The sequence below is a fragment of the Photobacterium satsumensis genome (assembly GCF_050336935.1).
Classification (GTDB): Bacteria; Pseudomonadota; Gammaproteobacteria; order Enterobacterales; family Vibrionaceae; genus Photobacterium; species Photobacterium satsumensis.
Map to the genome: position 1 here is coordinate 1,774,540 of NZ_JAKJSK010000006.1, position 25,727 is coordinate 1,800,266.

The following is a 25,727-nucleotide window of genomic DNA, read 5'->3' on the forward strand; positions in this document are numbered from 1 at the left end:
TTAAGATAAACATTCGCCACAAATATGTTCAAAGCAGGCAAATAAATGCAACCAAAAAAAGGTTATATATACAAAAAAATCAATTTAAGAAAGATCTGCACAGAGAAGTAGGCAGGTAAAATTATGATCCCTCCAGGCTGGGATTAGCCAAACATCTTTAGACGCCCCTCAGCATTAAATCAAGCAAGCAGAAAGTTACATTACATCTTTTGAATCCAGATCTTTTTTTGCATCATAAATTATTCAACCCGACTTATGCATGCATTACCTTACACTTATAACAACAAAACAATACAACCGGACGAATCCAATAACAATCAAAGGAATGAACATGAAACAAATACCACTGACCCTCCTCTCTGCCGCCATACTCATGGGAACAGCCACTGTTTCCGTCTCCGCGCAAGCCAATGAAATGGTCGCGCAATCCGGCAATGTCGTCGTCGGATACTGGCATAACTGGTGTGACGGCGCAGGCTACCGCGGCGGGCTCGCCCCCTGTGTTGAGTTGACGGAAGTACACCCTGACTACAACGTGGTCAATGTGTCTTTCATGAAAGTGTATGATCTTAATGCGGGCCGCATCCCAACCTTCGAACTAGACCCTGCGATTGGCCTCACTGAGTCGGCTTTTATTGATCAAATCAACACCCTGAATAGCCAAGGCCGAAGTGTTTTATTAGCGCTGGGCGGTGCCGATGCGCACGTTGAGCTCAAAGCTGGCGATGAGCAAGCCTTTGCCGACGAAGTGATCCGCCTGACCGACAAGTTTGGTTTCGACGGGCTGGATATCGACCTTGAGCAGAATGCTATCATCGCCGCTGATAACCAAACCGTCATACCCGCAGCCCTTCGCATCGTAAAAGATCATTACCGCGCCCAAGGTAAGAACTTCATGATCACTATGGCGCCGGAGTTCCCGTACCTCACCACCGCCAATGGTAAATATCTACCTTATCTCCAGGGCTTAGAAGGTGACTATGACTTCATCAACCCGCAGTTCTATAACCAAGGTGGGGATGGTGTTTATGTGGAGGGAAGTATTGGTTGGCTTTCACAAAATGATGCAAGAAAAGAAGAGTTCATCTATTACATCTCCGACTCACTGATTAACGGTACCCGGGGTTATACCACGATCACCAATGACAAATTGGTCTTCGGTATCCCGGCCAACATCGATGGGGCCAACAACGGCTTTGTCGACGATCCCAATGCTCTGTATGCCGCTTTCGATCGCCTGAAGGCCCAAGGCCAACCAATGCGCGGTGTTATGACGTGGTCAGTCAACTGGGACATGGGCACAAACAGTGCCGGGCAAGCCTACAATGAAAAGTTCATCAAAGATTACGGCAGCTACATCCATAACCAGCAACCACCAGAGCCAGATAAGTCGCCTGTATTTTCTGGTATCACCGATACCCAAGTAGTTCGGGGGGCATCGTTTGATCCAATGGCTGGTGTCACTGCCGTTGATTTCAATGGCAACAATATTTCAGCCAGTATTCAATTCACTGGCAGTGTCGATACCAATATCGTTGGTGATTACTCCCTAACTTACAGTGTCAGCGATAATGCCGGTAATAGTGCCAACCAGCCAAGGAAAGTGACCGTTTACGATCTGGTACCGATATTCGAAGGCGTCAATGATGTTCGCATCGCTTTGAATACAAGTTTTGACCCGATGGCCGGTGTCACTGTCACCCACCCTGTTGATGGCGATATTACGGCGCAAACCACGGTCTCCGGTAGCGTTGATACCAGCCAAGTCGGGACATACAGCCTGACGTACACTGCTACCTACGGCAATAACGATACCCACAGTGCCCAGCGCAGCGTGGAAGTCTATGACGACAGCCAGCCCATTTGCCCCAATGCCTGGGATGGTGCAGCCACCTATGTTACCAATGATGAGGTGACGCATAACGGCAAGCTATGGCGTGCCAAGTGGTGGACGAAAGGAGAAGAACCCGGCACTACCGGCCAATGGGGTGTTTGGGAAGAAAAAGGGGCTGCATCTTGCCAGTAATCACGACTAACTGAGTAAGCTAAATACAACCGAATAGTGCCAGTGGGGCTCCCCTGCTGGCACAATATGGTAAGTCGATAGTATTCAATCAATGTATGCTTCGCGCTCATTTTCAACAAGCATTAGAGCGCTTCGTGATTATTCAATACACTTCTACTTCAGCAATCGCAGGGTTAATTTTGTTTGCCAGTCTGAATACTGAACAACAAGAGCCCAACGCTATTTCAACCCACACGCTTTGCTATGATGTCGGATTCCAGACACCCGATGAACTCAATGACACCTATGACGGCGGGTTTGATGCGATATCCCAAGAACTCGCTCAACGGCAGCTCAGCCACAACGAGTTAATAAAGTGCACCAAGGTGACTCATAGCGCCTTGCTCGATAGGCAAGATTTGCGGGAAGAGCGCGAGGTATAAGCCTTGTGTTCTCCCCTCATATTTAATCATTTCCCCCCCACACAATGCCCCCCAATAAGTTGTATAGCCCCGTGTAGACAACCCCCGTATTCTTTGAAATTAGCAACCGTTAAATAACAACAACTTAAACGCATTCATCGTGATCCACTTCATAAAACAAAATCAGTTGTATAGACAACTATACATTCAAAGTTGTTTAATAACCTAACTCTTAGAAAAGAGCATCATTATTACAACAACGGTAGAAGGAACATCTCATGAAACAGCTTGGAGCCAAGCTTCAAGATCTCGGGAAAGCACTGATGATGCCGATCTCTGTGATCGCCGCCGCCGGTATCTTCCTGGGACTCGCTGCAGCAATGCAGAACCCTGCCATCATGGGCCAGAGCTTTGTCCAGATGGAAGCCCTACAACTCTTCATTGGCTTTATCCGTAAAGTCGCAGGTTCACTGTTTGCCAACCTGCCTCTGTTTTTTGCGGTCGCCGCAGCCATAGGCCTGGCCAAGGAAGAAAAACCGACAGCGGCATTTGCGGCCGTCATTGGTTTTATCGCCATGCACGTGGGGGTCAACTACAGCTTGCTGGCTCAAGGGATAACGCCAGCAACCACCTCGGTGGAATACCTTGTCTCGCAAGGTATGAACCAAACAGAAGCCATGATGTATTCGGCAGAATTTGGCAACACGCTGGGAATTTTTTCCTATCACATGAGTGTACTTGGTGGTGTTATTGCGGGCCTGATGACTGTTGCCCTTCACAACCGCTACTACACCATCGTACTGCCGACTGCGATTAACTTCTTCGGTGGTCGCCGTTTCGTCCCTATCATTACCGTAATTGTGTTGCCGCTAGTCGGTGTCGGCCTCTCATTAATCTGGCCAACCATCGGCGCAGCCATTGTCAAAGTTGGCGAGTTTATCGGTCACTCTGGTGGTTTCGGTACTTTCCTTTATGCCTTTGCTGAACGACTACTCATCCCGACCGGTTTGCACCACATTCTGAATGAAACCGTTCGCTTTACGCCAATTGGCGGGATCACCACCGTTGACGGCGAAAGCATTGTCGGCGCTTTGACCATCTTCAACACCGCGCTGGCAAACCCCGGAGTAATTGCCGATGAAGTCGTACGCGAAGCAACCCGCTTTCTAGCCCAAGGTAAGATCCCTGTAATGATGTTCGGTCTACCGGGCGCTGCACTCGCCATGTATCACTGCGCCAAGCCCGAGCATAAGAACCGTGTAAAGGCGCTGGTTATCGCCGGTGCACTGGCCTCTTTCACAACAGGTATCACCGAGCCATTAGAGTTCAGCTTTATCTTCGTATCGCCCATTCTATTTATCTTCCATGCCGTAATGACTGGCCTTTCTTTCGCGATGGCGCAAATGTTTGGTGTGATGATCGGTAACGTGCAGGGTGGTGTGATTGACCTATTGGTCTTCGGTATTCTAGGTGGTAGCCAAACCGCTTGGTGGTACACCGTCATCATCGGCGCAGCCTACTTCCCGCTTTACTACTTCGCTTTCCGCTTCGTGATCACCCGTATGAATGTGAAAACACCGGGTCGCGAAGACGAACCACAAAACGATGCAACCGCAACCATGCCCGCGTCAGAGAAAACAGCAAAAATCATCGAAGGCCTTGGCGGCAGCAGCAACATCCAAATTGTGGACTGCTGCTTCACCCGCCTTCGCGTCAAGGTGGCTGATATGAATGCCATCCACAAAGACGCACTGCTTGCGTCCGGTGCCAGTGGCATCAAGCAAGCCAGCGATGTCGATATCCAGGTTATTTACGGCCCGCAGGTCGAAAAAATAGCCAACGACGTTAAGCGTGCCCTTACCGCTTAATCCAAACAACGAATTTAAGATTACTGAGTAAAAGAGACACATTATGACTAAAGCATTTAATATCGTACTGGTTGGTGGTGGTTCTACATGGACACCAGGTCTACTAAAAGCACTGTGCAAACGTAAATCGAGCTTCCCACTAAAACGCCTAGTGATGTTTGATGTAAACGCCCAACGCCAAGAAGTGATTGGTGAATACGCTAAGCTATTGTTCCAAGAAGAATACCCTGAGCTTGAATTTGAATACACCACCGACAAAGACGTCGCCTACAAAGACATGGATTTCGTACTGTGCCAAATGCGTACCGGTGGCTACGAAATGCGCGAGAAAGACGAGAAAATCCCACTTTCACTGGGTGCCATTGGTCAGGAAACCTGTGGGCCAGGCGGGTTCGCTTACGGCATGCGCTCTATCGGTGACATGGTCGAGATGGTGCAAGATGTCCGTGAGCGGGCTCCACAAGCATGGATTTTGAACTACACCAATCCGGCAGCCATCGTGGCGGATGCATTAAAAAAACGCTTCCCTCATGATGACAAAATCCTGAACATCTGTGATCAGCCAGTGAACCTTCTACGCTCATACGGCCGCCTGCTAGATGTAAACCCAGATGATTTCGATCCGGTTTACTTTGGCCTAAACCACTTCGGTTGGTTTACTCACCTGTATAACCAAGAAGGCGAAGATCTAGCACCGAAACTAAAAGCCTTCATCTCTGAGAACGGCTTCAAGCCAGTCGATGCCGAACAGCGCGATCAATCATGGCTGGATACCTACTCAGCGGTTGCAGATATGCTGCGTGATTTCCCAGATTATTTGCCAAATACCTACCTGCAGTACTACCTGTACCCAGAATACAAATTATCAAAGCTAGATGCTGAATATACCCGTGCCAACGAAGTTATGAATGGCCGCGAGAAACGTGTCTTCGATGAGTGTCGTGAAGCCGTGCAGGCAGGAACCACTCAAAATGCAACCGTCGTTCACAACGATGCGCACGGTGACATGATTGTTGAAGTTGCTGAGTCTATCGCTTTCAACCAACGCCGTAAGTTCGTTGTTATCTTAGAAAACAATGGTCTGGTAGCAAACCTTGATAACGATGTCATGGTAGAAGTAACCGCAGAACTGGGGATCAACGGTCCTCGCCCCTACGGAGTGGGCAAAATCCCAACCTTCTACAAAGGGATGATAGAGCAACAGTTTGCTTATGAGCGTCTAACAGTTGAAGCATGGTTTGAAGGCTCTTACACCAAAGCACTGCAAGCACTGACCCTAAACCGCACGATTGTTGATGCCAAGAAAGCCCGCAAGATACTGGATGCACTCATTGAAGCTAACAAAGATTACTGGCCAGAATTGAAATAATCCCCCAGTCATGAAGTGATAGCGTCATTAAGCTCTGGTATTGCCAGAGCTTTTCTTTTTGAAATAGATGCTAGCGATCAGCCTCAAGGGTAAAGGTATAGTGCTCTTGGTTGTAATAGATATCCGAGACTTCAAACGGCGTTTTATCCTCAAAAAAAGCGACCGAACGGGCAAACAACACTGGCTCGTCACGCCGTAACCCCAGCAACTCACGGACATCTTGTACCGGTAGCTCTGCTCGGATTTCCTTCTTACTGCCGCCAACCGCAAACCCCCGCTCGGCCAAGTAACCATATTTGGACTTATTGAGATCAGCTTCCGTCAAATCAGAGAAAGGCTCTACCAGCATATAGGTCCGCTCAAATACAAACGGGGTATTGCCAACCAAGCGAAGACGTTTCATATACCAGATATCATCCCCCGGATTCAGCCCCAAAATCTCGGCGATCTCAGACTCTACCGCTTGTTTTGATAGATGCAGCAGCTGGTTGGTAATTGGGCTGTTAAGATAACCCGCCACTTCACTTGATGTCAGGTGCTTATCTAGCGGCAAAGCAATTTTAAGTTGTTTTTCATGTTCGCACACAAAGGTGCCCTTGCCACGTATACGCTCGACCACCCCCTGTCTGACAAGGTAGTCGACGGCTTTACGAGCTGTCATACGTGACACCCCGAATTGCTCACACATACTGGGTTCTGACGGGATTGACTCACCCGGCTTGAGAATACCTTTATCAATCTGCTCAGTGAGGATTTGTTCGATTTGCAGATAAATCGGCACCGACGAGTGCTTATCAATCATGACTCTCTCCTTCAAACGATACTCAATCTTACCCCGACATAGTTGTATAGACAACACTGGTCATCCAATGCCTTTCCTCAAAAAGGAATTTTCATCGAATATTCACCGCCTCCGCTAGGCTAAAGATATGGCTGAAGAAGTGGCAATTCTTGCGTCTTGGCTAAGTCACTGATTCTATTTATCAGCTCATCAATAATAGTTAACCTGATCACTTTTTAAACCACTTGGTATTGTTTTGGTATTACTTTAGTAATAGATTTGGTCTCACCCTACTACTAAAGGAAAAAAGAGATGACAAAAACAAATACAAAACTGTCATTCATGATGTTCATTGAATGGTTCATCTGGGGGGCGTGGTTCGTCCCGTTATGGCAGTTTCTCAACACCAATGGATTTACCCCAACCGAGATCGCTTGGTCTTACGCTTGTACCGCGATAGCTGCGATCATCTCACCAATCTTGGTTGGCTCTATCACCGACCGGTTCTTCCCTGCACAAAAAGTTTTGTCCGTCATGTTGTTAGCAGGGGCCGGGTTAATGTATTTGGCCGCGCAGCAAACCACGTTTGCCGGTTTCTTCCCGCTGCTACTGCTGTACTCATTGACCTACATGCCAACTATCGCCCTCACCAACAGTATCGCATTCTCGAATGTTGATGATGTTGAGCGCGACTTCCCGCGTATCCGCGTACTGGGGACGATTGGCTGGATCGCCTCTGGTATTGTTTGTGGCTTCCTACCAGGTTGGTTGGGCTACGGTGATATATCTGCGACCAACATCCCGCTACTGGTAACAGCTGCAAGCTCATTACTTCTAGGTGTCTTTGCCCTGTCGCTACCTAACACGCCACCGAAAAGTACCGGCAAGCTCAGTCTGAAAGTGATGCTTGGTTTGGATGCGCTCGTGCTGCTACGTGATAAAAACTTCCTGGCTTTCTTTATCTGTTCATTCATGTTCAGCATGCCACTAGCGTTCTATTACATCTTTGCCAATGGCTACCTAACTGAAGTCGGTATGAGCAATGCAACTGGCTGGATGACCCTCGGCCAGTTCTCTGAAATCTTCTTCATGCTGGCACTACCGTTCTTTACCAAACGCTTTGGTATTAAAAAGGTATTGTTACTTGGTCTCTTTACGGCCGCAATCCGCTACGGCTTCTTCGTCTATGGCAGCGCCGAGCAGTGGTACCTGTACTCACTACTCTTCGCCGGGATCTTGTTACACGGCGTGAGTTACGACTTCTACTTCGTTACCGCCTATATCTACGTAGACAAGAAAGCACCAAAACACATGCGTACCGCTGCACAGGGCCTCATCACCCTATGCTGTCAGGGCTTGGGTAGCTTACTGGGTTACCGCATTGGTGGCGTAATGATGGAGAAGATGTTCGCCTATCCCGAACCGGTAAACGGCCTGACATTTAACTGGTCTGGAATGTGGGGCTTTGGCGCCATCATGATTGCCGTCATCCTGATCGCCTTCATGTTCTTCTTCCGCGAATCTGACGGTGAAATTAAAGAAATCACCATAAACGATGAAAACACGGCCGACAGCAAACCGGCCAACGCTTAACTTTTCTTTTCGCCCGCCATGCTTGCGGCGGGCGTGACTCAATATTTTAATAAGGTGTAGTCTAATGAATAACAATATTGAAAATCGCATTCTTGGAGCGTTTTACGGTCAGGCTCTTGGCGATGCAATGGGGATGCCTTCTGAACTTTGGCCACGCAGTCGAGTAAAAGCCCATTTCGGCTGGATTGACCGCTTTCTTCCGGGCCCTGCAGAAAACAACGCCGCCTGCTATTTCGATGCCTGCCACTTTACCGATGACACCTCAATGGCACTGGCGCTTGCCGATGCCCTGTTAGAGTGTGATGGCGACATTAACCCAGATATTATTGCCCGCAATGTCATGACCTGGGCCGAAGGGTTCGATGCCTTCAATAAAAATGTGTTTGGGCCATCATCAAAAGCCGCGATGACAGCTATCAAGGCCGGAACGCCAATCAGCGAATTGGAAAACAACGGTGTCACCAACGGCGCTGCTATGCGTGTGTCACCACTCGGCTGCCTACTACCAACCCACAACTTAGATAACTTTATTGATCAAGTCTGGCTCGCTTCAAGCCCGACCCACAAATCAGACGTCGCCATAGCCGGTGCAACGGCTATCGCATGGGCTGTATCCAAAGCGATTGATGGTGACAGCTGGGCAACCATCAGCGATCAACTACCTGCTATCGCCAAGGCAGCCCAAGATAAAAATACCACCACCTTCAGCGCTTCAATGGGCGCGCGGATTGAGCTGGCGCTATCCATCGCCCGTGGCAGCCTAGGTGTAGAAAGCGCAATGCAGCAGATTTATGATTTAGTCGGTGCCGGTACCAGCACCATCGAGTCAGTTCCTGCAGCGATTGCTATGGTAGAGATAGCCGGTACCGATCCGAACCGCTGCGCGATTTTGTGTGCCAACCTCGGTGGCGATACCGATACCATTGGTGCCATGGCCACCGCAATTTGTGGCGCACTTTCAGGTATCGATGGGATTGACCCAGAGTTGAAGCGCCAGCTAGATGAAGCCAACCAACTAGACTTCACCCGCTACAGCACAGCCTTTACCGCAATGCGGATGAACAAGGAGCGAACCTATGCCGCATAACGCCCTGACCACCCTGCTGCCTAGCCTGCACAACCAGCGTCAGCTCTGCCTGATCGGCGCTGCGGTGATCGATATCGTCACCGAAGCGGCGGCCTTACCAGTACGTGGCGGCGACTTGGAAGTGACGGAAAAAGGCCTACATATTGGCGGCTGCGCCCTTAACATCGCGATAGCGCTAAAACGGTTGGAGATAGATTCACTCAATGCCCTACCAATAGGCCAAGGTAACTGGGCAAGCCTGATCAGCCGCAGCCTTGAGCAGAACGGCATTACCAGCGTGATCCAGACCGATAGCGGTGACAATGGCTGGTGCATGGCATTGGTCGAGCCGGACGGTGAACGCACTTTTATTTCTGTAAGCGGGGTAGAGAACCATTGGGATGAGGACGTTCTAAGCGGACTGCCACTCGCTGATGACGCCTTGATTTATTTATCGGGCTATCAGTTAGCTTCCCCAAGCGGAGAGCAGTTAGTCAGTTGGCTGGAGTCACTGCCTGCTACGGTTGATACCTTTGTCGACTTCGGCCCGCGGATCGCCGATGTTCCAGCAGATATTTTCCAACGCCTATTGGCATTAAAACCCATCGTATCGCTCAATCGGCAAGAAGCTGAAGTGTTAGGTATGGGCTGTGCAGATACCTTCACCCAGCAGTGGTACCACCAATACCAATGCCCGCTAATTTTACGTATCGATAGCGACGGTGCCCTTTTCGCCGATGCCAACCAAACAGGCAATGTCTCACCATTCCCGGCAACCGTTGTCGACACTATCGGGGCTGGGGATTCACACGCCGGCGGAGTGCTTGCCGGGCTGGCTTCTGGCTGGGAGCTTCCGGATGCTGTCCTGCTGGGCAACGCGGTAGCATCTTACGTCGTCAGCCACCGTGGGGGTGACTGCGCGCCGGATCGCCAAGCACTGACAGACTACCTATCTCGTTACTAAGCCTTTACACCCTCCGCCACCAGCCAAAAGGGGCCTTGTGCACTTTTGGCTGGATACGCCTTCACGTCAACCGGCCCTGATAAAAACGAAAACACGCCCATGAACAACACAAAAGCAACCCGAGTGCTTGCAGCTTGCTGCGGCATCAACTTATGTATCGGTATCCTCTATGCATGGAGCGTGTTCAAAAACGCCTTCATTGTTGAGCTCGGCTGGAGCAATACCCAAGCTTCGCTACCCTATACGGTCTCAATTGGGGTGTTAGCACTGGCAGTATTGGCGGCCGGCATTATCCAAGACAAAATCGGCCCTCGCAAAGTCCTCATTACAGGCACATGTTTAGCAGGTTTTGGCCTGTTACTTTCAGGGCTACACCTCTCACCTACCATGCTTACCCTAACCTTCGGCTTACTGACAGGCTGCGGGATCGGCTTTGGCTATGCCTGCCTCAACCCGGTCGCGATGAAGTGGTTCCACCCGTCCCGCAAAGGCTGGGTCAACGGGCTGATCGCCACCGCATTCGGCATTGCTTCGGTTTACTTAGCGCCTCTGGTCAGTTTCCTGATTGCACAATATGGGATCAGTACCAGCTTTTACTTGCTTGGCTGCACCTTACTGTTAGTCGCCCTGCCTTTGGCCTGTACCATCGATAACCCGCCGTTAAGTTATTGTCCACCAGCACCGAATTTGAACAGTACGCCTGATTCAAACAACCAGAAAGCTGACGCATCTAGCAGCATCGTACCCAGTAGCAACACAGCAGCCAACAGCAGCACCGCACCTAGTAGCAACAGCGCTTTACATCAGGATACCCCGTGGCGAGCCATGCTCCGCCAACCACGTTTCTACATGCTGTGGGTGATGTACGCTTTCTCATCAACTGCCGGGCTGATGGTGATTGCCAATATCACCTCTATTGCTGCTATTCAGGCTGATATCTATGACGCCGCTTATTTGGTTGTCGCACTCGCCCTGTTCAATTCAGGGGGGCGGCTTGCCACTGGCTTGCTGTCTGATCGTATCGGTGCACTACCTACCCTAACGCTGGCCTTTGTGTTGCAGGGACTCAATATGCTGCTGTTTAGCTATTACCATACCGGGTTGCTGATGATTGTCGGGGCCGCATTGGCAGGGGTGGGCTACGGAGCGTTACTGGCAGTCTTCCCTTCACTGATGGCCCAATTCTACGGGCTGAAATATTATGGCACCAACTACGGTATCCTCTATACCGCTTGGGGCATGGGCGGGTTTATTGGTCCCATGCTCGCCGCCTTGGTTGTCGATACCACCGGCAGCTACCAAATAGCCTATCAGGTCTGTGCAGTATTGATGGCTGTCACAGTTGGCCTAGCATTATGGCTACAACCTAGCGGCTTGGGTATAATCAAACCAGTACTCAAGGCAAAGCATGAATAAATGAATAATTACAATAGCTTGATCAGTCTCATTAAAGAGCGTATCGAACAAAAGGACAAGTCACCGCTTTACGTGAAAGTCGCCGAAACTGTTAAACAGGCTATCCAACAGAAGCTGTTGGTGGGTGGTGACTACCTGCCAACAGAGCGGGAACTGGGCGAGCTGTTGGGCATTTCACGCATCACAGTGAGAAAAGCACTCGATGTGCTGGATAAAGAAAATGTCATTGTCCGCTCCCGCGGCTCGGGCACCATGATCAGCGATACACTGGAGTACTCGCTCAAAGAGCCTAAGGGTTTTTCCCAGCAGGTAGTACTGAAAGGTAAACGGCCTGATACGTTATGGATCAAAAAAGAAGTCGTTCCCTGCAACGGGGATGTCGCGAAGCAGCTGAGCCTGGCAGAGGGTGAAGATGTCTTCCTACTCAAACGGATCCGATATATCGATGACAAACCGGTATCTGTCGAAGAATCTTATGTCCCTGTAGGGCTGATCTCTGATGCCGATGATATCCAACTTTCGCTATACGACTACTTCCGCAGCCAGAATATCACCCTTACCGGTACCAAAAGCTGGGTCAGTGCCCTGCTACCGACCGATGAGTTCCTCAGTCACCTTAGTCTCGATGAAGCCGTCCCCGTATTGCTGATAAAACAAATCGCACATGATGCCAAAGGCAAAGTCATTGAATACAGCGTCAACCACTGCCGAGGCGACATGTACGTTTTTGTCGCGGAAGACTAGACCTCCTTAGCGTGAGAGCCTAAGCGAAAACAACACACAAGAGGCCATTTCGGCCTCTTGTTGCATTCTCCAAAGAATTCTCCTTATAACATCACCTTACCTCCATAACCGTTGGCCCTGCCTTGCCAGTCGGATTATATTTCCAAAAAAATCGAAATATTTAATTGACACCAAACTGCTTCAGGCCTATATTTCGACACATATCGAAATATACTACCAAATGAGGCAGTAACCATGAGTCCTGAATTCGTAACAATGTTCAAAGAAGCCGCAGGTATGTTCCTATTCCTTGCCGCAGAACTAACGGTGCTATTTTTAGTTATTAGCTACCTAGTGGGTGTGTTGCAGGAGTTCCTGACCCCCGAGAAAATCCAGTCAATCTTGAGCTCACGCAATGGCAAGGGCTATGTTATTGCGGCTTTGCTTGGCTCCATCACGCCATTTTGTTCGTGCTCGACCATTCCTTTCCTGAAAGGCCTGCTTCGTGCCCGTGCAGGTTTCGGTCCGATGATGGTGTTCCTGTTTGCCAGCCCACTGCTTAACCCAGTGATCATCGGCTTGTTTGTGGTGACCTTCGGGATCCAAGTCGCGGTGTTCTATTTCGCTGTGGCTCTGGCTGTATCAGTCATTGCAGGTTACGTATTGGAAAAACTAGGCTTCGAGCGCTATGTCCGCGAAGAGGCTTACCAAATGGCTGATGCAGGTTCAAGCTGTAGCAGCAGCTGTAGTGATACAGCACCAAAGGCTAAGCCAGCGTCATCTTGTGGTACCCAAGCAGCTCCAGCAACATCATGCTGCACAGCAACGCCTGAACCGGCACCAGCTGCCAGCTCATGCTGTGGAACGAAAGAAGTGAATGTTGAAGTCAATGGCTGCGGTGAAGCGGTAATGACAGTGAAAGAAGAAAGCCGTTGGGTACGTATCTGGCACTCAACTTGGAAAGACTTTAAGCAAGTACTTCCTTACTTGATGCTGGGTATCCTAATTGGTTCTTTCATCTACGGCTTTATTCCGACTGACTTAATTGCCAAGTATGCGGGTGAAGGTATGTGGTATGCGATCCCTGTTGCTGCTGTGATTGGTATCCCACTCTACATTCGTGCAGAAGCGGTGATCCCACTAAGTGCCGCGCTAGTTAAAAAAGGCATGGCGATGGGCTCGGTAATGGCATTGATCATCGGTAGTGCGGGTGCAAGTTTGACTGAAGTTATCTTGCTGAAATCTATCTTCAAGAACCAGATGATTGCCGCCTTCCTCGCAGTGATCCTAGGTATGGCGATTGGCGCAGGTTACATGTACACCTACCTGTTTGGCTAAGCCATAACCATTCACCCTACCAAACCGGTCTCAAAAGAGGCCGGCTTTTTTACTTTTATCCTGAAAACCTTTTATATGTCGCCAATGGAAATACCTGTTGTCAAAATGGCAACTCGTTAGCTAGCCGGATCACCTCTACACTTCTCGCGACACAACAAAGAGGTATTTATGATCCGGTTTCTTCTGTGCAGTTTTGCACTTGTTCTGCTCTATCCGACAGCCATTGACTTGTATCTGGTTGGTTTGCCACAAATCGCCCAAGACTTAGGCGCGACAGAGCCACAGCTCCATATCGCTTTTTCAATTTATCTCGCAGGCATGGCAACCACCATGCTATTCGCAGGTAAGCTGTCTGATTCTATCGGTCGTAAACCTGTCGCCATTACAGGCGCAATTATCTTTATCTTTGCTTCCCTACTTGGCGGTCAAGCAGAAAGCAGCACCACATTCTTGATTGCCCGCTTTGCCCAAGGGATCGGCGCTGGCTCATGCTATGTGGTCGCTTTTGCCATCTTGCGTGATACGCTGGATGATCAACGCAGGGCCAAAGTCCTTTCAATGCTCAACGGCATCACCTGCATCGTTCCTGTCATTGCCCCAGTGATTGGCCACCTGATCATGCTCAAATTCCCTTGGCCAAGTTTATTTAGCACCATGGCGGGCATGGGGGTACTGGTCTGTATCTTGTCGACATTTGTCCTCAAAGAAAGCAATGCAAACCGCCGTAGCCAAAAAAGTGCAGCGGCTACGGATTCACAACACTCCAATAGCACCGCACTTGATTCTACCGAGACTTTCCTTGAGCGCTTTTTCATCAGCCGTGTTGTCATCACCTCTCTCGGTGTCACAACTATCCTAACTTACGTGAATGTCTCACCGATGCTAGTAATGGAAGTGATGGGGTTTGACCGAGGCGGTTACTCGACCACCATGGCTTTAACCGCACTGGTCAGTATGATTGCTTCATTCTCAGCCCCTTTCCTACTAGGTGTATTCAAGCAGCGTAGCTTGATGCTGTTCTCACAAGGACTTTTTGCCACAGCGGCAATCGTTCTGATGGCGTCGGGTCTGGATATAGTGGATCAGATGGCAAACCTGATTGGCTTTGGCCTCATCTGCGCCGGTTTCTCCATCGGCTTCGGTGTCACCATGAGCCAGGCACTGAGTCCGTTCTCACTGCGGGCAGGCATGGCTAGCTCAATCCTCGGCATTGCCCAAGTATGTAGCTCGGCCTTTTATATCTGGTTAATGGGTTTGCTGGGGGTCTCGGCACTCAATATGCTGATAATCATCCTGGCTTTGGGTGGTGTAATTTCAGCGGCTCTAATATTATGGGTAGCAATGCCTACGATGCCAACTGCTTGTATAACCAATGAAGAAATCACTAGCACGCCTTGATCTCAACTTGCTCTTCACCCTGCAACTATTGCTGCAGGAGCAGAGTGTAACCAAGGCGGCCAAGAAGCTGAATGTGACCCCGCCGACGGTAAGCAAATCCCTCAATAAACTGAGGGAGTGGTTTGATGATCCCCTGTTTGTCAAAACACCTCAGGGATTAAAGCCCACACCGTTGGCGCTCAGCATGGCCCATGATCTCTCCGACTGGCTGCAAATTGGTAGCCAGCTGTTAGCCAAGCGCGGGGATGAAACACCCAAAGGGGTGCACTTCAACCTCACCATGGAATCGCCGCTGCTGCTGATCATGTTCAACGAACTCTCACAGCAAATCTACCAGCGTTATCCTGATGCAAAAGTGAAGGTGAGCAACTGGGACTACGACTCCGTGGAGTCGATTACCCGCGGCGAGTCAGACATTGGTTTTACCGGTAGAGAAAGCCATCCCCGCTCCAAAGAGTCCTTGGATTTACTCCCCTATTTCATCGACTATGAAGTGCTTTTTACTGACTTGCCGCAGATCTACCTGCGTAAAGATCATCCGGCACTGCAAGAAGAATGGAACATGGAAGCCTTCCTCAAATACCCACACATCAATATCGTGTGGGAGAAAAGTGAAAGCTGGGCGTTGGATGAAGTGCTGGCCGAGCAAGGACTCACTCGCCATGTCGCCCTGACCATGGCCAGTTTTGAGCAGTCCCTATTCATGGCTGCCCAGCCGGGTCACCAGATGATCACCACAGCCCCCCAGTACTGCCAACACTATTGCCAGCAGATGCACCCCGACTTAGTTGCCCTGCCTATTCCGCTTGAGAGGCAACAACTAGACAGCTTGCTGATCCCTTTCACCATGATCTGGCATAAGCGCAACAGCCAAAACCCTAAAATCGCATGGCTAAAAGAGACGATTAAAGCGCTGTATAGCAATCAAAAAACATAGAGAGACTTGAAGCGACTGATAGTTTGTTGACACTATCAACAAACAACGATAGCGTGAATAAATATTCAAGCATAAGGAAATGCCCAGTGTCTGAGCCAACGACCGCTATCAGCAACATCCGTAGTGAGCTACGCTACCTCATCAGGGAGTTGGGGCTGCTCGATAAAAACTGCCTGAACTCCAACCTATCATTGTCGCAAGCCCACATCCTGACCTACGTGCATCGTAACGGTAGCACCTCTTTTCATGAGTTAGCGACCCAGCTCAATGTGCAAAAAGCGTCCCTAAGCCGGACATTGACGACATTAATCGATAAAGAATATCTCTCCGTTCAGCTTGATCCTGCTGACAGGCGCCAGAAAATCTATCAGCTATTACCTGATGGAGAAGCCGCGCTGCAGCATGCCAACCATTCGGCCGATACCGCTTTCTCAGCTTTCCTTGATGGGCTTGCTGATGATCAGCTCGATAACATAGAAAGTGGCCTACGAACGCTTCGATTAAACGCGTTCAAGAGCAACTTCGAACCCAATAGCTTCCGAGTGCAGATTGAAAGGTTAAACCCCAATTACCAGCACGAAGTCGATACCCTGATCAAGCATGTCTTTAATGGTGAGCAAGGCATTCCAGAAGAACTTATCCCTCTTGATCCTGACCAGCCTTTTGTATGGTGGGTCGCCCGCTGCGGCGAATATGTGATTGGCGCCGTCGCCTGCTGGGAGATTGAAGGAGAATGGCTCTGGGGCCGCTATTTTGTTGATGCCAACTTCCGCGGTTATGGCATTGGCAAAAAGCTGGCTCTAGAGTCACTGAGCGATATCTTTGCCAATATCGCAGACTACATTGTCAGCGATGCCAGAGATACCACTGTCGCGATACTTAATCAGTTCGGGGCTGAAGTAACAGGCGAACCGATAGATTTTTATGGCTCGCCGGTGACGCCGATGCGCTTGGATAAACAGAGGTTTACAGCCACTAACTGCGAGTAAACTAACCGCGCCGAACAGACAACATATAGGGCAATACCCCCATCGCTTTGCCCTATGTGTAAACCGTTATTTCTAAACACTTAGCCCATGCTAGCTATCACCAATCAAGGAGAGTCAAACATCTATTGACCCGTCTACAGGTATAGGCTTTACCCTTCGCCTCTTGTAAAACAACAGGGGTTATTTCCTATGCCTACCTTCTCGCAACACCTAGCCATTCCGCAATCAATACAAGCTACGTTCGCGGCATTGCCCTCAACAGTCAAAGGGGTTTCGTTGGCGCTGGTGTCGACAGCACTATTTACCCTAGTCGGCGTCTTGGTCAGGGTACTGAGTGACGATATTGGCATCTTCCAAATTTTGTTTTTTAGGCAAGCGGTGTTTGTCACTTTTCTGCTCCCCGCTATCGTCAAAAACATTGACTTGTTACTCAAGCCCAAACACCTAAAACTGCATACTTTCCGTATCTTGGGTGCCTTCACCGCCCTCTACCTCGGCTTTGTCACTATCAGTAACATTCCGCTGGCTGATGCCACTGCATTAGGGTTTACCCAGGTACTGTTTGTGGCTGCGGTCTCCTACCTGTTCCTCGCGGAAGCTGTTAGCGCTTCTCGCCTGTTTACCATTATTACGGGCTTTATCGGCGTGATGATGGTGGTACAGCCGAGCTTCGAGCAAGCCTCGCTGACTTATACATTACTTGGCCTACTGGCTGCCTTTGGTGCTGCGGTGGCGGTTATCTGTGTCCGCAAAGTTGCTCAGGTTGAATCTAAAATCACCTTGCTGGCCTACCAAGCTATCTTTGTTGGCCTAATGGCGCTAGTCCCCAGCCTGCTAAACTGGACGTGGCCGAGCGGCGAGCAGTTGCTTCTACTGGTGTGCGTCGGCGTTATTTCCTCCATTGCCCAGTGGATTGGGATAACGGCATACAAACACGGCGAAGCTAACGTGATCGCCAATGTTGAATACGTTAAAATTATTTACTCTATGGCTATTGGCTACTGGCTGTTTGCCGAAACGCCAAATGGGCTGGCCGTTGCTGGCGCGCTCATTATTATTTTGAGTGCTATTTTGCCCATGCTGTATCAACGAAAACCAAAGGCGAAACAGGGGTAATGACAATGCTAACCGTGACGCAACTGGCCAAGGCCTGCAATATTTCTCGTACCACCGTGCTTTACTATGAACGGGTCGGCTTACTAAAACCCGCCAACCGCTCGGAGAACGGATACCGCTGGTACGGTGAGAAAGAAGTGGCGCGCCTGAAAAGCATTTTGTCTTACCGCTCGTTCGGCCTGCCGGTTCAAGAGATTGGGCCGATGCTTGAGCGCAAGCAGTCAGTCAAGCAAGAGCAGACATTGCGCAATCAATTCAATGCGCTAGAGCAAGAAATCCAGACCCTACGCCAGCAGCAAAAAGCTATCTTGATGCTACTGGAGGAGCCTGAGTTGCTAGAACAGAACCAACTCACCAAAGCGCGTTGGGTCGAGATCATGCGCGGAGCAGGGTTCAATGAAGAAGACATGAGCAACTGGCACAAGCAGTTTGAAAAAATGGAGCCCGATGCCCATCAGGAATTTCTGGAGTCGCTCAATATAGATGCCGAAGAGATAGCCAGCATCCACCAAAATTCAGTTTAAAATCAATAGCAAAGAAACTATATGCCATGACAAAATATGAGGCCATTACCGAATAGGCGTTTTACTAACGGCTGATCAACTCCAGCTCGATTGCATCGATATAAGTGATTAACAGATGCCGCAAAGCGCTAGATTTGAACTTGTCATTGATTTCTTGAGTATTGATCGCAAGCACCATGTCAGAGAGGTTGGTCAGCTCAGAAAGTTGTGAAGTAATAGCCGCTGCGCGGCAGCCAATTTGCTTCGCTTTTGCAGTCACCTCAATTAATAGCTCTGGTTGCTGGCTAATATCGAGAGATATCACGAGATCATTTGGCCTGAAGTTTCTACTATACGCCTGCATAAGTTCTGTTGAATCAGCGGTCAGGACAACATTTCCAAGTTGCGTCAGTCTAAGTTTGGCATCCTCAGCACAATGTCGTGAAATAGAATCTGAGCCAAAAATATAAATGGTTTCAGCCTCTTCTATAAAGTTGCTGAATATAGTGATATGGCTTCCAGACAGAGTCGTAACGTTATTAAGCAAAATAGTGCTTAGCGACTCGTAAATCAAATTATACCCATTCGTTGCAAGCCTTTGATCAACAACGGGCATCTCTACTGAACTAAAGGACTGTGCTAAGTGAAATTTCAACTCACGAATATTCTCCAACCCTAGCACTTTAGCAAACCGACTCACTGAAGCCGTACTTACACCTATCATTTTTGCCAACTTACTAATACTCGAAATAGCAACCAGCCGAGGGTTTTCGGATATAAATTGGGCAATCCTCAGCTCTACATCACTGAAATTATCGTGATTTTTGAATATTTGTGATACGACATCGACCTTATTTTCCATGCTATATACTGCTCGCTTAACTTGCCAAATTTCTTTTTTACAAAATCTATGTAAATTATTTTCACACGTCAATTAATTTCGAACCGTGAAATTAATTAACCTACTGTTTTCATGCGGTAAATAAAAATTTCGCCCATTTATAGGTGAGTAAACACTTGGTTTTTATAAGAAGATTAAGCCTTGATAGCTGTGACCACTGTAATAATTACAGAAATATGGGGTTTAAAATAATTTCCATGAAAATTATTATCATCACCGGAAAACAAATATAACCAAGTAAATAAAAGCATATATAAATAAATATTTCATGGAGTAACACAATGAAAAAAATCCTATTGATGTGTACCGCAGGTATGTCAACAAGCATGATGGTTCAAAAAATGCAAGAAAGTGCCACCGAGCAGAATTTAGAGGTGGAAATTGAAGCTTATGGTTCTGAGCGTTTTAATGATCTTGTTCCTGAGTACGATATTGTCCTGCTTGGACCTCAATTAAAATATATGCATAACGAGTTTAAATCTCGGGCAGAACCCTATGGCAAAATCGTCGAAGTAATAAATCCAATGGATTATGCGGTAATGAATGGCCAAAAAGTATTATCACATGCATTAGAGTTAATTGGTTAAGGATAACTACATGGAAAAGGTTATGCATTGGATTGAACGCTATGCTATGCCTGTTGCAGGTAAAGTAAGTCAATCCAGATATTTAAACGCAATGAAAGATGGCTTTGCATACGCCATTCCTTTTTTGCTGACAGGCTCATTTGTATTATTGCTGTTGAACTTGCCATTAACAGATCCAAGTAACTTCCTCTATATGGAGTGGTATACCAACTGGGTTGGTGAAGCCCGGGATAAATACATGCAACCCTTCTATGTCAGTATGGGGATCATGACACTATTTATCGCCTTCGGGATCGGCAGTAGCCTATCGGCAAGTTATGGCCTCCATAATATAACCGGTGGCTTTCTTGCTATGTTCGCGTTCTTATTGGTTGCCGCACCGGTAGAACAAGGAGCGATGTCGGTAAGCTACCTAGATGCTAAGGGCATTTTCACCGCTATCCTCACCGCAATTATCTCTGTTCACGTGCTTAGAATTTGTGTTCAGAGAGGCATCACGATTAAGTTGCCGCCATCGGTACCACCCGCGATTGCTAAGTCCTTTGAGCTGATTATCCCTGTTGCCATAGTGATTGTGCTGCTGCACCCAATCAACCTGGTGATCGATGCTGCTACAGATGGTGCCGTAACATTGTTGCCAGAACTCATCATCACCGTACTTCAACCATTAGTTGTCGTGTCGGATTCACTACCAGCATTGTTGATGGCAGTATTCTTCGTCCAAGTATTATGGGTTGCCGGGATCAATGGTGGCACGATTGTTCTGAGCGTTCTGACCCCTTTCTTGTTTGCTAACTTGCAAGTTAACCAAGATGCAATCGTTGCTGGTGAAGAGGCATCACGGATCTTCGTTGCTGGCTTCTGGGATTACTTTATCTTCATTGGTGGTGCTGGTTGTACATTCTCGCTGGCCTGTGTAATGGCCTTTTGGTCCAAGAATGCCCACCTCCGTACTATCGGCCGATTGAGTATCGTACCGGGTATGTTCAATATCAATGAGCCACTTATCTTCGGTACCCCGATGGTAATGAACCCAGTGTTATTCATACCGTTCATCTTTATTCCAATGATTAATGCCACCATCGCCTGGTTTGCGACAACAAGCGGCTTAGTCGGCAATGTAGTCACACTACTACCATGGACAACACCTGCACCACTCGGGGCATTCTTGGCAACGAACTTGGGTACCACGGCATTACTGTTAAGTATCACGCTAATCATTACATCGGTACTGATGTACCTACCATTTGTTCGTATGTACGAAAAAACACTTGAAGAGCAAGCGGCATAAAAGGAAATATCGATGAAAACTAAACGTATTGGTATTTCGGTATACCCCCAGCATAGTGATCTGGATGAAATAAAGGCGTATATCGAAAAAGCGAGCAGCTATGGCTACAGCCGTCTATTTACCTGCCTGTTGTGTGCCGATGGGGATAAAGAAGCTGTCTTTGGTAAATTCAAAGCTGTTGTAAAACATGCTGTTGACCACGGAATGATAGTCGTTGCCGATGTTGATCCCCGCGTATTTCGTGAGCTCAACCTGAACCACGATAATCTTTCGTTCTTCCAGGAAATGGGGTTGACCGGGATCCGGTTAGATGAAGGCTTTACCGGCTTCGAAGAAGCAATGATGACGTTTAACCAGCAAGAGTTGCTGATCGAAATTAATATCAGCCCTGAACAGCGTTATCTCGAAAATATTCTTAGCTATCAGCCCAACCGCGATAAGCTAATCGGCTGCCATAACTTCTACCCTAAGAAATACTCAGGACTGGGATGGGACTACTTTATGGAACGTTCTGAGAGCTTCCGTAAGGAAGGAATACGGGTCGCCGCCTTTGTTAATGCACCTAGTGCTGAACTTGGCCCATGGCCAGTATCAGAAGGGCTATGCACAATAGAAGCGCACCGGGACCTTTCTATTACCACCCAGGCTAAGGAATTGTTCAATTCGGGAGTTGTTGACGATGTACTAATCGCTAACGCATTTGCTTCAGATGAAGAGCTAGCAGCCCTAGCGAGTGTTAATCGCGCTATCTTAGACTTAGATGTAGAGTTATATGAAGAGATCACCGACGTTGAGCGTGCCATTGTATTAAACCAAATACATTGGGTTCGTGGTGATATCAACGAGCTGACAATACGCTCTAGCCATACGCGTAATCTCTATAAAGGGAAAAGTATCAAGCCAAAAAATACTACACCGTTGATCAAGCGCGGTGATGTCATTGTCGAAAATGACGCCTACAACAAGTATACCGGCGAGCTACATGTCGCATTGCAGGATTTTGAAAATACTGGGTGCTCTAATGTCGTAGGCCACATTAGCAGCGAGAATATCCGCTTTCTTGACCAGTTAAAGCCTTGGCAAAAATTCAACCTAACAACGACAAGTTGAGATCTATTGTGAATAAAGATGATTACGAACTGACGGTAATGAATTTAATTACCAATGCAGGCCAGGCAAAAAGTGAAGCGATGGCTGCAATTCAATATGCCAAAACAAACGATTTCACAGCTTGTGATGTAGCCTTGGAAGAGTGCAGTAAATACCTAAAAATGGCCCACGATGTACAAACATCCTTGATCGGCCTTGATGAGGGTGAAGGTAAAGTTCCCGTCACTTTGGTGATGGTCCATGCACAAGATCATTTGATGAATGCCGTGTTGATGAAAGATTTGGCAAAAGAGTTTGTCGACCTCTATAGGAGAGTGCAATGAGCATTATTCGCTATGGTGTTGAAGGCGGTACAGGAACCGGCGGACAGCACCTGCCATTTGCCCGCGCGACTCAAGCTGGGGGCTTCCTATATGTATCGGGCCAAACGCCAATGATCGATGGTGAGGTTGTTGAAGGCGGAATTGTTGAGCAATCACGCCTTGCGATTCAAAACTGCATCAATATTATGGAAGAAGCGAATTACTCGCTAGAGGATGTCGTACACGTTAAAGTCGTATTAACAGACTCTCGCTACTTCCAATCTTTTAATAAGGTGTTCAAAGAGTTTTTTGGTGATAACCCACCGGCTCGAATTTGTATGGTCTGTGATTTAGTTGTTGATGTAAAAGTTGAAGTTGATGTTACCTGCTTTAGACAAGATCGCGTATAAACTATATTAATGAAAACTAAATAAGCACAAACGCCATACTTTTAGAGTTATTTAATTGTGCTAACAGTGGGTGGGTTCAGTAATGATACTCACCCACTACCCGATGTTTATCAACTCAATCTAGGCTATCAATTTCAAGTATGTCTGCTATCAAGGTTAAACACATCATAGAAAACACGTTAGCCATCGTTAATGACGTCGAGGCCGAGCTTTACCAAAAAGCTCGACACTCGTCCAAACTGGGCGAGATTGCCGATTTTAAGCAATGGCTTAAATTCAGGCATAAGCAGGGGGCATTTCAATACGCATGCACTATCGATGGTAATTACAATGCTCGCCAGTTGTGTATTGAGGTATTCGACCATATTGGTTTCTCCCCCGAGACAATCGCTGAATGTTGCCTAGAAATGAACAGCTTGATTGGCAATGACGGTTACTTCGCAATTCGGTTTAACCCCGACGATGCCACCGAATACGGGCCCGATGATTATTTCGAAGATCAAGACGGCTTCGTCGATATCAATAAAGACAAAGACGGTGAACTTATCGTCCCGTATCAAAAAGTGCTCCTTTCCGTATGGCGGGAATACCATGCCCATGTAAGTATCGAATATCACGTATTTTTCCATGCACTAAGACAGTATTTAAAAGAACAGAACTGTGATGGAGCCGTACAGGCAATATCTCAAAAATTTGGCCTAACCGATGAAAGCGACGCCTATTGTGATCAGTTGACCATCATCCCTAGTTTTCTCGCCGAGTTGACCACTGAGTTACTGTTGGCTCGACTTGATAGTTGGCGCAGCATTTCAATCCGGGCTGCAGCGCTTTCCGACTCAATAAACAGCCGATTTTATTAGATTGTTACCACGTAAAAATACTTTACACATCCCCACTTAGCATAGGACCATTAAGATGCTAACCTAATGCCGATTTGTGGTATTACCAGTGGGTTATTTGAAATTTAAATGAAAAAAATATTATTGGCAGGCTTAGTTAGCCTGGTGTTAGTCGGTTGTGCAGCACCAAGCGAAGAGCTTCTTCCTCAAGCCAACCAAGTCCGCGTGTTAACCACCAACTTACTCAACCTAGAAAAATGCAGCTGGGTGGGAGAAGTCACCGGTAATGAAGGCCACTGGTATTCTTATTTGTTTTACAGCAATGACCTGCTTATCCAAGGTGCGGTCAATGAGCTGAAAAACAACGCCTACCAGATGGGTGCCGATACCGTGGTGATCATGTCACCGCATAACTTTACCACCTCGGTCTCCTTGCTCGGCACCGCTTACGACTGCCGATAAAGACATCCAGAGATTTATCACCGACTAGTTCGACAACTGCCAAAAGACAATGCCTCCTTCACCGAGCTTCTGGCAGGTAATGTGAAGAATAGGCTCCATTGCAAACTTTGCAGCGGAGCCACCTTTTGCCAAAGTATGCGACAGAACCCTATTTTGTCTTCCTATACCAATAAGAATCCATTCTAGGTATCTGCTTACCATCTAAAGTAGGGATCACTCCAGCCCAAAGCTGCTGCAACTCTGGGACATAGCTTGCTATTGAGTGACCGCCTCCCCGGTTTTCAAATGCTAAGACCATAGGCCTTGGCCCTGCTGCCGTACCTGATTCAGCCGTGACCGCTTCAGAGCAGTAAAGCCCATTTTCAAAATAGCCATCAGTAAGGCTGTATTTGGCTTTAAGTATCACGCAGTTCTCACCGCAGCTAAGACCTGTATTTTCAATAGTCATATCAAAACTGTGACTACCGTCAGGAGCCTGCCACTGCCCTTCTAGATCTGCGCAGTAAGTCGGTCCTTCCATTGCAAAAGCATTTACTGAAGCAAAAAGTGCAAACGCTATAAAACCACAAGAAGACTTCATTATTATATCCCTTTGTTTGAGAGAGTATTGCCTGAGGAGTCAAACACCCAACATTCAGTAGCATCAATTTAGTAACCTATCCAAATCACCGATATTCGGCAAAGATGGCTTTGGTTTCGGATTTGTCCTATCTGCAGCCAAGGCCTTACTGCTTCCCATGACGGCAATAACACTCAAAATTACTTTTGCCTGCTGACTTATCATCTACTCATCCTTTTCATTAATAAAATAGGCGTTAATTAACCTCGAAGCCTCACCTCAGAATAAAATATCTTACTGTGTTCTGCCTTGACTTTGGCTCATTAATTCCTGGCGTCTGGGTGAATATTGCAGTACCAGAATCATCCGTAACACACTTGAATAATATGGTGTGCGTTGGCTTTTTTAAAGGTAATCCTTCATGACCAGTAAAAAGTCCAACACCATTAACATCATCTAAAACACTATAAGAATATTCACCTTTATAGTCTGGTTGGTTTTTATTTAAAAGTTTTGCTGTATATTTATCTTTAGCATATAGCACTCGATAAACATCACCAGCATTTGGATTGACACTGCTATAAGTCGGGTCTGTCGATGATATAATAGTTAAGTTTTCTAAGGTTGATGGGACTTTACAATTTGCATACACAAGATTTGCCGATACAAGCAACGTAAAAAGTAAAGATATTCTTAACATTAGTTAATCCTTTAAATAATATTTCTTTGAAGGGTATATTTCAGACCTAGGCTAATCTGGCCATTTTAAATCCATAAG

At 47.6% G+C, this 25,727-nt stretch carries 25 protein-coding genes and 1 pseudogene; 22 read left to right on the plus strand and 4 right to left on the minus strand.

Annotated features, from left to right (window positions below; all coding sequences use genetic code 11):
• Window positions 1-331 precede the first annotated feature (331 nt).
• The 4 genes and pseudogenes from L4D79_RS08125 to L4D79_RS08140 form a co-directional block, all read left to right on the plus strand.
• Window positions 332-2,020, plus strand: a pseudogene (locus L4D79_RS08125) (immunoglobulin-like domain-containing protein); the annotation flags it as partial.
• A gap of 140 nt (window positions 2,021-2,160) precedes the next feature.
• The gene (locus L4D79_RS08130; RefSeq protein WP_428649760.1) at window positions 2,161-2,448 is read left to right on the plus strand and encodes a hypothetical protein; all 288 of its coding nucleotides are present in this window, start codon (window positions 2,161-2,163) and stop codon (window positions 2,446-2,448) included.
• A 257-nt stretch (window positions 2,449-2,705) separates the two neighbouring features.
• On the plus strand, window positions 2,706-4,295 hold the full coding sequence (locus L4D79_RS08135; RefSeq protein ID WP_428649764.1) for a PTS transporter subunit EIIC: 1,590 nt from the start codon (window positions 2,706-2,708) through the stop codon (window positions 4,293-4,295).
• Window positions 4,296-4,338: 43 nt separating this feature from the next.
• Window positions 4,339-5,664 carry a 6-phospho-alpha-glucosidase gene (locus tag L4D79_RS08140; protein ID WP_428649767.1) on the plus strand — a complete coding sequence of 442 codons (1,326 nt, stop codon included), beginning with the start codon at window positions 4,339-4,341 and terminating at the stop codon, window positions 5,662-5,664.
• Between the two features lie 70 nt (window positions 5,665-5,734).
• On the opposite strand, the gene L4D79_RS08145 is transcribed toward L4D79_RS08140, so the two are convergent.
• Window positions 5,735-6,466 (minus strand): GntR family transcriptional regulator, encoded by a 732-nt coding sequence (locus tag L4D79_RS08145; RefSeq protein ID WP_428649770.1) that lies wholly within the window; start codon window positions 6,464-6,466, stop codon window positions 5,735-5,737.
• Window positions 6,467-6,757: 291 nt separating this feature from the next.
• Here L4D79_RS08145 and L4D79_RS08150 point away from each other — a divergent pair, with 291 nt between their 5' ends.
• The 11 genes from L4D79_RS08150 (at window position 6,758) to L4D79_RS08200 (ending at window position 18,509) form a co-directional block, all read left to right on the plus strand.
• On the plus strand, window positions 6,758-8,038 hold the full coding sequence (locus L4D79_RS08150; RefSeq protein WP_428649772.1) for a nucleoside permease: 1,281 nt from the start codon (window positions 6,758-6,760) through the stop codon (window positions 8,036-8,038).
• A gap of 64 nt (window positions 8,039-8,102) precedes the next feature.
• Window positions 8,103-9,125: an ADP-ribosylglycohydrolase family protein gene (locus tag L4D79_RS08155; protein ID WP_428649774.1), complete on the plus strand. Its 1,023-nt coding sequence runs from the start codon at window positions 8,103-8,105 to the stop codon at window positions 9,123-9,125.
• Window positions 9,115-10,068, plus strand: a complete 954-nt coding sequence (locus tag L4D79_RS08160) for a PfkB family carbohydrate kinase (protein WP_428649776.1) — start codon at window positions 9,115-9,117, stop codon at window positions 10,066-10,068. The genes L4D79_RS08155 and L4D79_RS08160 overlap by 11 nt, the downstream gene beginning before the upstream one ends.
• Window positions 10,069-10,167: 99 nt before the next feature.
• Window positions 10,168-11,484 (plus strand): L-lactate MFS transporter, encoded by a 1,317-nt coding sequence (locus L4D79_RS08165; protein WP_428649779.1) that lies wholly within the window; start codon window positions 10,168-10,170, stop codon window positions 11,482-11,484.
• Window positions 11,485-12,228, plus strand: coding sequence for a GntR family transcriptional regulator (locus L4D79_RS08170; protein ID WP_428649781.1), 744 nt, complete (start codon window positions 11,485-11,487; stop codon window positions 12,226-12,228). It abuts the gene before it with no gap.
• A gap of 234 nt (window positions 12,229-12,462) precedes the next feature.
• Complete coding sequence (locus L4D79_RS08175; protein WP_428649783.1) at window positions 12,463-13,545, plus strand: permease; 1,083 nt, start codon at window positions 12,463-12,465, stop codon at window positions 13,543-13,545.
• Between the two features lie 168 nt (window positions 13,546-13,713).
• The gene (locus L4D79_RS08180; RefSeq protein WP_428649786.1) at window positions 13,714-14,943 is read left to right on the plus strand and encodes an MFS transporter; all 1,230 of its coding nucleotides are present in this window, start codon (window positions 13,714-13,716) and stop codon (window positions 14,941-14,943) included.
• Window positions 14,918-15,880: an HTH-type transcriptional regulator YidZ gene (gene yidZ / locus L4D79_RS08185; RefSeq protein ID WP_428649789.1), complete on the plus strand. Its 963-nt coding sequence runs from the start codon at window positions 14,918-14,920 to the stop codon at window positions 15,878-15,880. The genes L4D79_RS08180 and yidZ overlap by 26 nt, the downstream gene beginning before the upstream one ends.
• Window positions 15,881-15,966: 86 nt before the next feature.
• Entirely contained in the window at window positions 15,967-16,869 is a 903-nt protein-coding gene (locus L4D79_RS08190; protein ID WP_428649792.1) for a GNAT family N-acetyltransferase, read from the plus strand.
• 189 nt (window positions 16,870-17,058) lie between these two features.
• A complete protein-coding gene (locus L4D79_RS08195; RefSeq protein ID WP_428649795.1) occupies window positions 17,059-17,985 on the plus strand; it encodes a DMT family transporter in 927 nt (308 codons plus the stop codon).
• A 5-nt stretch (window positions 17,986-17,990) separates the two neighbouring features.
• Window positions 17,991-18,509 carry a MerR family transcriptional regulator gene (locus L4D79_RS08200; RefSeq protein WP_428651746.1) on the plus strand — a complete coding sequence of 173 codons (519 nt, stop codon included), beginning with the start codon at window positions 17,991-17,993 and terminating at the stop codon, window positions 18,507-18,509.
• 64 nt (window positions 18,510-18,573) lie between these two features.
• On the opposite strand, the gene L4D79_RS08205 is transcribed toward L4D79_RS08200, so the two are convergent.
• Window positions 18,574-19,350: a MurR/RpiR family transcriptional regulator gene (locus L4D79_RS08205; protein WP_428649797.1), complete on the minus strand. Its 777-nt coding sequence runs from the start codon at window positions 19,348-19,350 to the stop codon at window positions 18,574-18,576.
• A 320-nt stretch (window positions 19,351-19,670) separates the two neighbouring features.
• Between L4D79_RS08205 and L4D79_RS08210 the strand changes: the two genes are divergently transcribed.
• The 7 genes from L4D79_RS08210 to L4D79_RS08240 all read left to right on the plus strand — a co-directional run bounded on the left by L4D79_RS08210 (window position 19,671) and on the right by L4D79_RS08240 (window position 24,390).
• Window positions 19,671-19,976 carry a PTS sugar transporter subunit IIB gene (locus L4D79_RS08210; protein WP_428649800.1) on the plus strand — a complete coding sequence of 102 codons (306 nt, stop codon included), beginning with the start codon at window positions 19,671-19,673 and terminating at the stop codon, window positions 19,974-19,976.
• Between the two features lie 10 nt (window positions 19,977-19,986).
• On the plus strand, window positions 19,987-21,267 hold the full coding sequence (locus L4D79_RS08215; protein ID WP_428649804.1) for a PTS sugar transporter subunit IIC: 1,281 nt from the start codon (window positions 19,987-19,989) through the stop codon (window positions 21,265-21,267).
• A gap of 12 nt (window positions 21,268-21,279) precedes the next feature.
• A complete protein-coding gene (locus L4D79_RS08220) occupies window positions 21,280-22,377 on the plus strand; it encodes a DUF871 domain-containing protein (protein WP_428649806.1) in 1,098 nt (365 codons plus the stop codon).
• Between the two features lie 8 nt (window positions 22,378-22,385).
• Window positions 22,386-22,700 (plus strand): PTS lactose/cellobiose transporter subunit IIA, encoded by a 315-nt coding sequence (locus tag L4D79_RS08225; RefSeq protein ID WP_428649808.1) that lies wholly within the window; start codon window positions 22,386-22,388, stop codon window positions 22,698-22,700.
• Window positions 22,697-23,089 carry a RidA family protein gene (locus L4D79_RS08230; protein WP_428649811.1) on the plus strand — a complete coding sequence of 131 codons (393 nt, stop codon included), beginning with the start codon at window positions 22,697-22,699 and terminating at the stop codon, window positions 23,087-23,089. The genes L4D79_RS08225 and L4D79_RS08230 overlap by 4 nt, the downstream gene beginning before the upstream one ends.
• A 140-nt stretch (window positions 23,090-23,229) precedes the next feature.
• On the plus strand, window positions 23,230-23,949 hold the full coding sequence (locus L4D79_RS08235; protein WP_428649814.1) for a hypothetical protein: 720 nt from the start codon (window positions 23,230-23,232) through the stop codon (window positions 23,947-23,949).
• Window positions 23,950-24,057: 108 nt separating this feature from the next.
• Window positions 24,058-24,390, plus strand: coding sequence for a DUF4156 domain-containing protein (locus tag L4D79_RS08240; protein WP_428649817.1), 333 nt, complete (start codon window positions 24,058-24,060; stop codon window positions 24,388-24,390).
• Window positions 24,391-24,538: 148 nt separating this feature from the next.
• Here the strand turns inward: L4D79_RS08240 and L4D79_RS08245 are convergent, their stop codons facing one another.
• Together L4D79_RS08245 and L4D79_RS08250 are read right to left on the minus strand one after the other, a co-directional pair.
• The gene (locus L4D79_RS08245; protein ID WP_428649820.1) at window positions 24,539-24,970 is read right to left on the minus strand and encodes a hypothetical protein; all 432 of its coding nucleotides are present in this window, start codon (window positions 24,968-24,970) and stop codon (window positions 24,539-24,541) included.
• A 253-nt stretch (window positions 24,971-25,223) separates the two neighbouring features.
• On the minus strand, window positions 25,224-25,649 hold the full coding sequence (locus L4D79_RS08250; protein ID WP_428649823.1) for a hypothetical protein: 426 nt from the start codon (window positions 25,647-25,649) through the stop codon (window positions 25,224-25,226).
• Between the last annotated feature and the right edge of the window lie 78 nt (window positions 25,650-25,727).

Excerpts from the sequence above, each read along its gene's own strand:
- L4D79_RS08150 (WP_428649772.1), top strand. The coding sequence starts at position 6,758 with ATGACAAAAACAAATACAAAACTGTCATTCATGATGTTCATTGAATGG.
- L4D79_RS08170 (WP_428649781.1), top strand. The coding sequence starts at position 11,485 with ATGAATAATTACAATAGCTTGATCAGTCTCATTAAAGAGCGTATCGAA.
- L4D79_RS08220 (WP_428649806.1), top strand. The coding sequence starts at position 21,280 with ATGAAAACTAAACGTATTGGTATTTCGGTATACCCCCAGCATAGTGAT.
- L4D79_RS08175 (WP_428649783.1), top strand. The coding sequence starts at position 12,463 with ATGAGTCCTGAATTCGTAACAATGTTCAAAGAAGCCGCAGGTATGTTC.
- L4D79_RS08135 (WP_428649764.1), top strand. The coding sequence starts at position 2,706 with ATGAAACAGCTTGGAGCCAAGCTTCAAGATCTCGGGAAAGCACTGATG.
- yidZ (WP_428649789.1), top strand. The coding sequence starts at position 14,918 with ATGAAGAAATCACTAGCACGCCTTGATCTCAACTTGCTCTTCACCCTG.
- L4D79_RS08240 (WP_428649817.1), top strand. The coding sequence starts at position 24,058 with ATGAAAAAAATATTATTGGCAGGCTTAGTTAGCCTGGTGTTAGTCGGT.
- L4D79_RS08165 (WP_428649779.1), top strand. The coding sequence starts at position 10,168 with ATGAACAACACAAAAGCAACCCGAGTGCTTGCAGCTTGCTGCGGCATC.
- L4D79_RS08250 (WP_428649823.1), bottom strand. The coding sequence starts at position 25,649 with ATGTTAAGAATATCTTTACTTTTTACGTTGCTTGTATCGGCAAATCTT.
- L4D79_RS08245 (WP_428649820.1), bottom strand. The coding sequence starts at position 24,970 with ATGAAGTCTTCTTGTGGTTTTATAGCGTTTGCACTTTTTGCTTCAGTA.
- L4D79_RS08235 (WP_428649814.1), top strand. The coding sequence starts at position 23,230 with ATGTCTGCTATCAAGGTTAAACACATCATAGAAAACACGTTAGCCATC.
- L4D79_RS08195 (WP_428649795.1), top strand. The coding sequence starts at position 17,059 with ATGCCTACCTTCTCGCAACACCTAGCCATTCCGCAATCAATACAAGCT.
- L4D79_RS08215 (WP_428649804.1), top strand. The coding sequence starts at position 19,987 with ATGGAAAAGGTTATGCATTGGATTGAACGCTATGCTATGCCTGTTGCA.
- L4D79_RS08205 (WP_428649797.1), bottom strand. The coding sequence starts at position 19,350 with ATGGAAAATAAGGTCGATGTCGTATCACAAATATTCAAAAATCACGAT.
- L4D79_RS08210 (WP_428649800.1), top strand. The coding sequence starts at position 19,671 with ATGAAAAAAATCCTATTGATGTGTACCGCAGGTATGTCAACAAGCATG.
- L4D79_RS08200 (WP_428651746.1), top strand. The coding sequence starts at position 17,991 with ATGCTAACCGTGACGCAACTGGCCAAGGCCTGCAATATTTCTCGTACC.
- L4D79_RS08140 (WP_428649767.1), top strand. The coding sequence starts at position 4,339 with ATGACTAAAGCATTTAATATCGTACTGGTTGGTGGTGGTTCTACATGG.
- L4D79_RS08160 (WP_428649776.1), top strand. The coding sequence starts at position 9,115 with ATGCCGCATAACGCCCTGACCACCCTGCTGCCTAGCCTGCACAACCAG.
- L4D79_RS08180 (WP_428649786.1), top strand. The coding sequence starts at position 13,714 with ATGATCCGGTTTCTTCTGTGCAGTTTTGCACTTGTTCTGCTCTATCCG.
- L4D79_RS08145 (WP_428649770.1), bottom strand. The coding sequence starts at position 6,466 with ATGATTGATAAGCACTCGTCGGTGCCGATTTATCTGCAAATCGAACAA.
- L4D79_RS08230 (WP_428649811.1), top strand. The coding sequence starts at position 22,697 with ATGAGCATTATTCGCTATGGTGTTGAAGGCGGTACAGGAACCGGCGGA.
- L4D79_RS08155 (WP_428649774.1), top strand. The coding sequence starts at position 8,103 with ATGAATAACAATATTGAAAATCGCATTCTTGGAGCGTTTTACGGTCAG.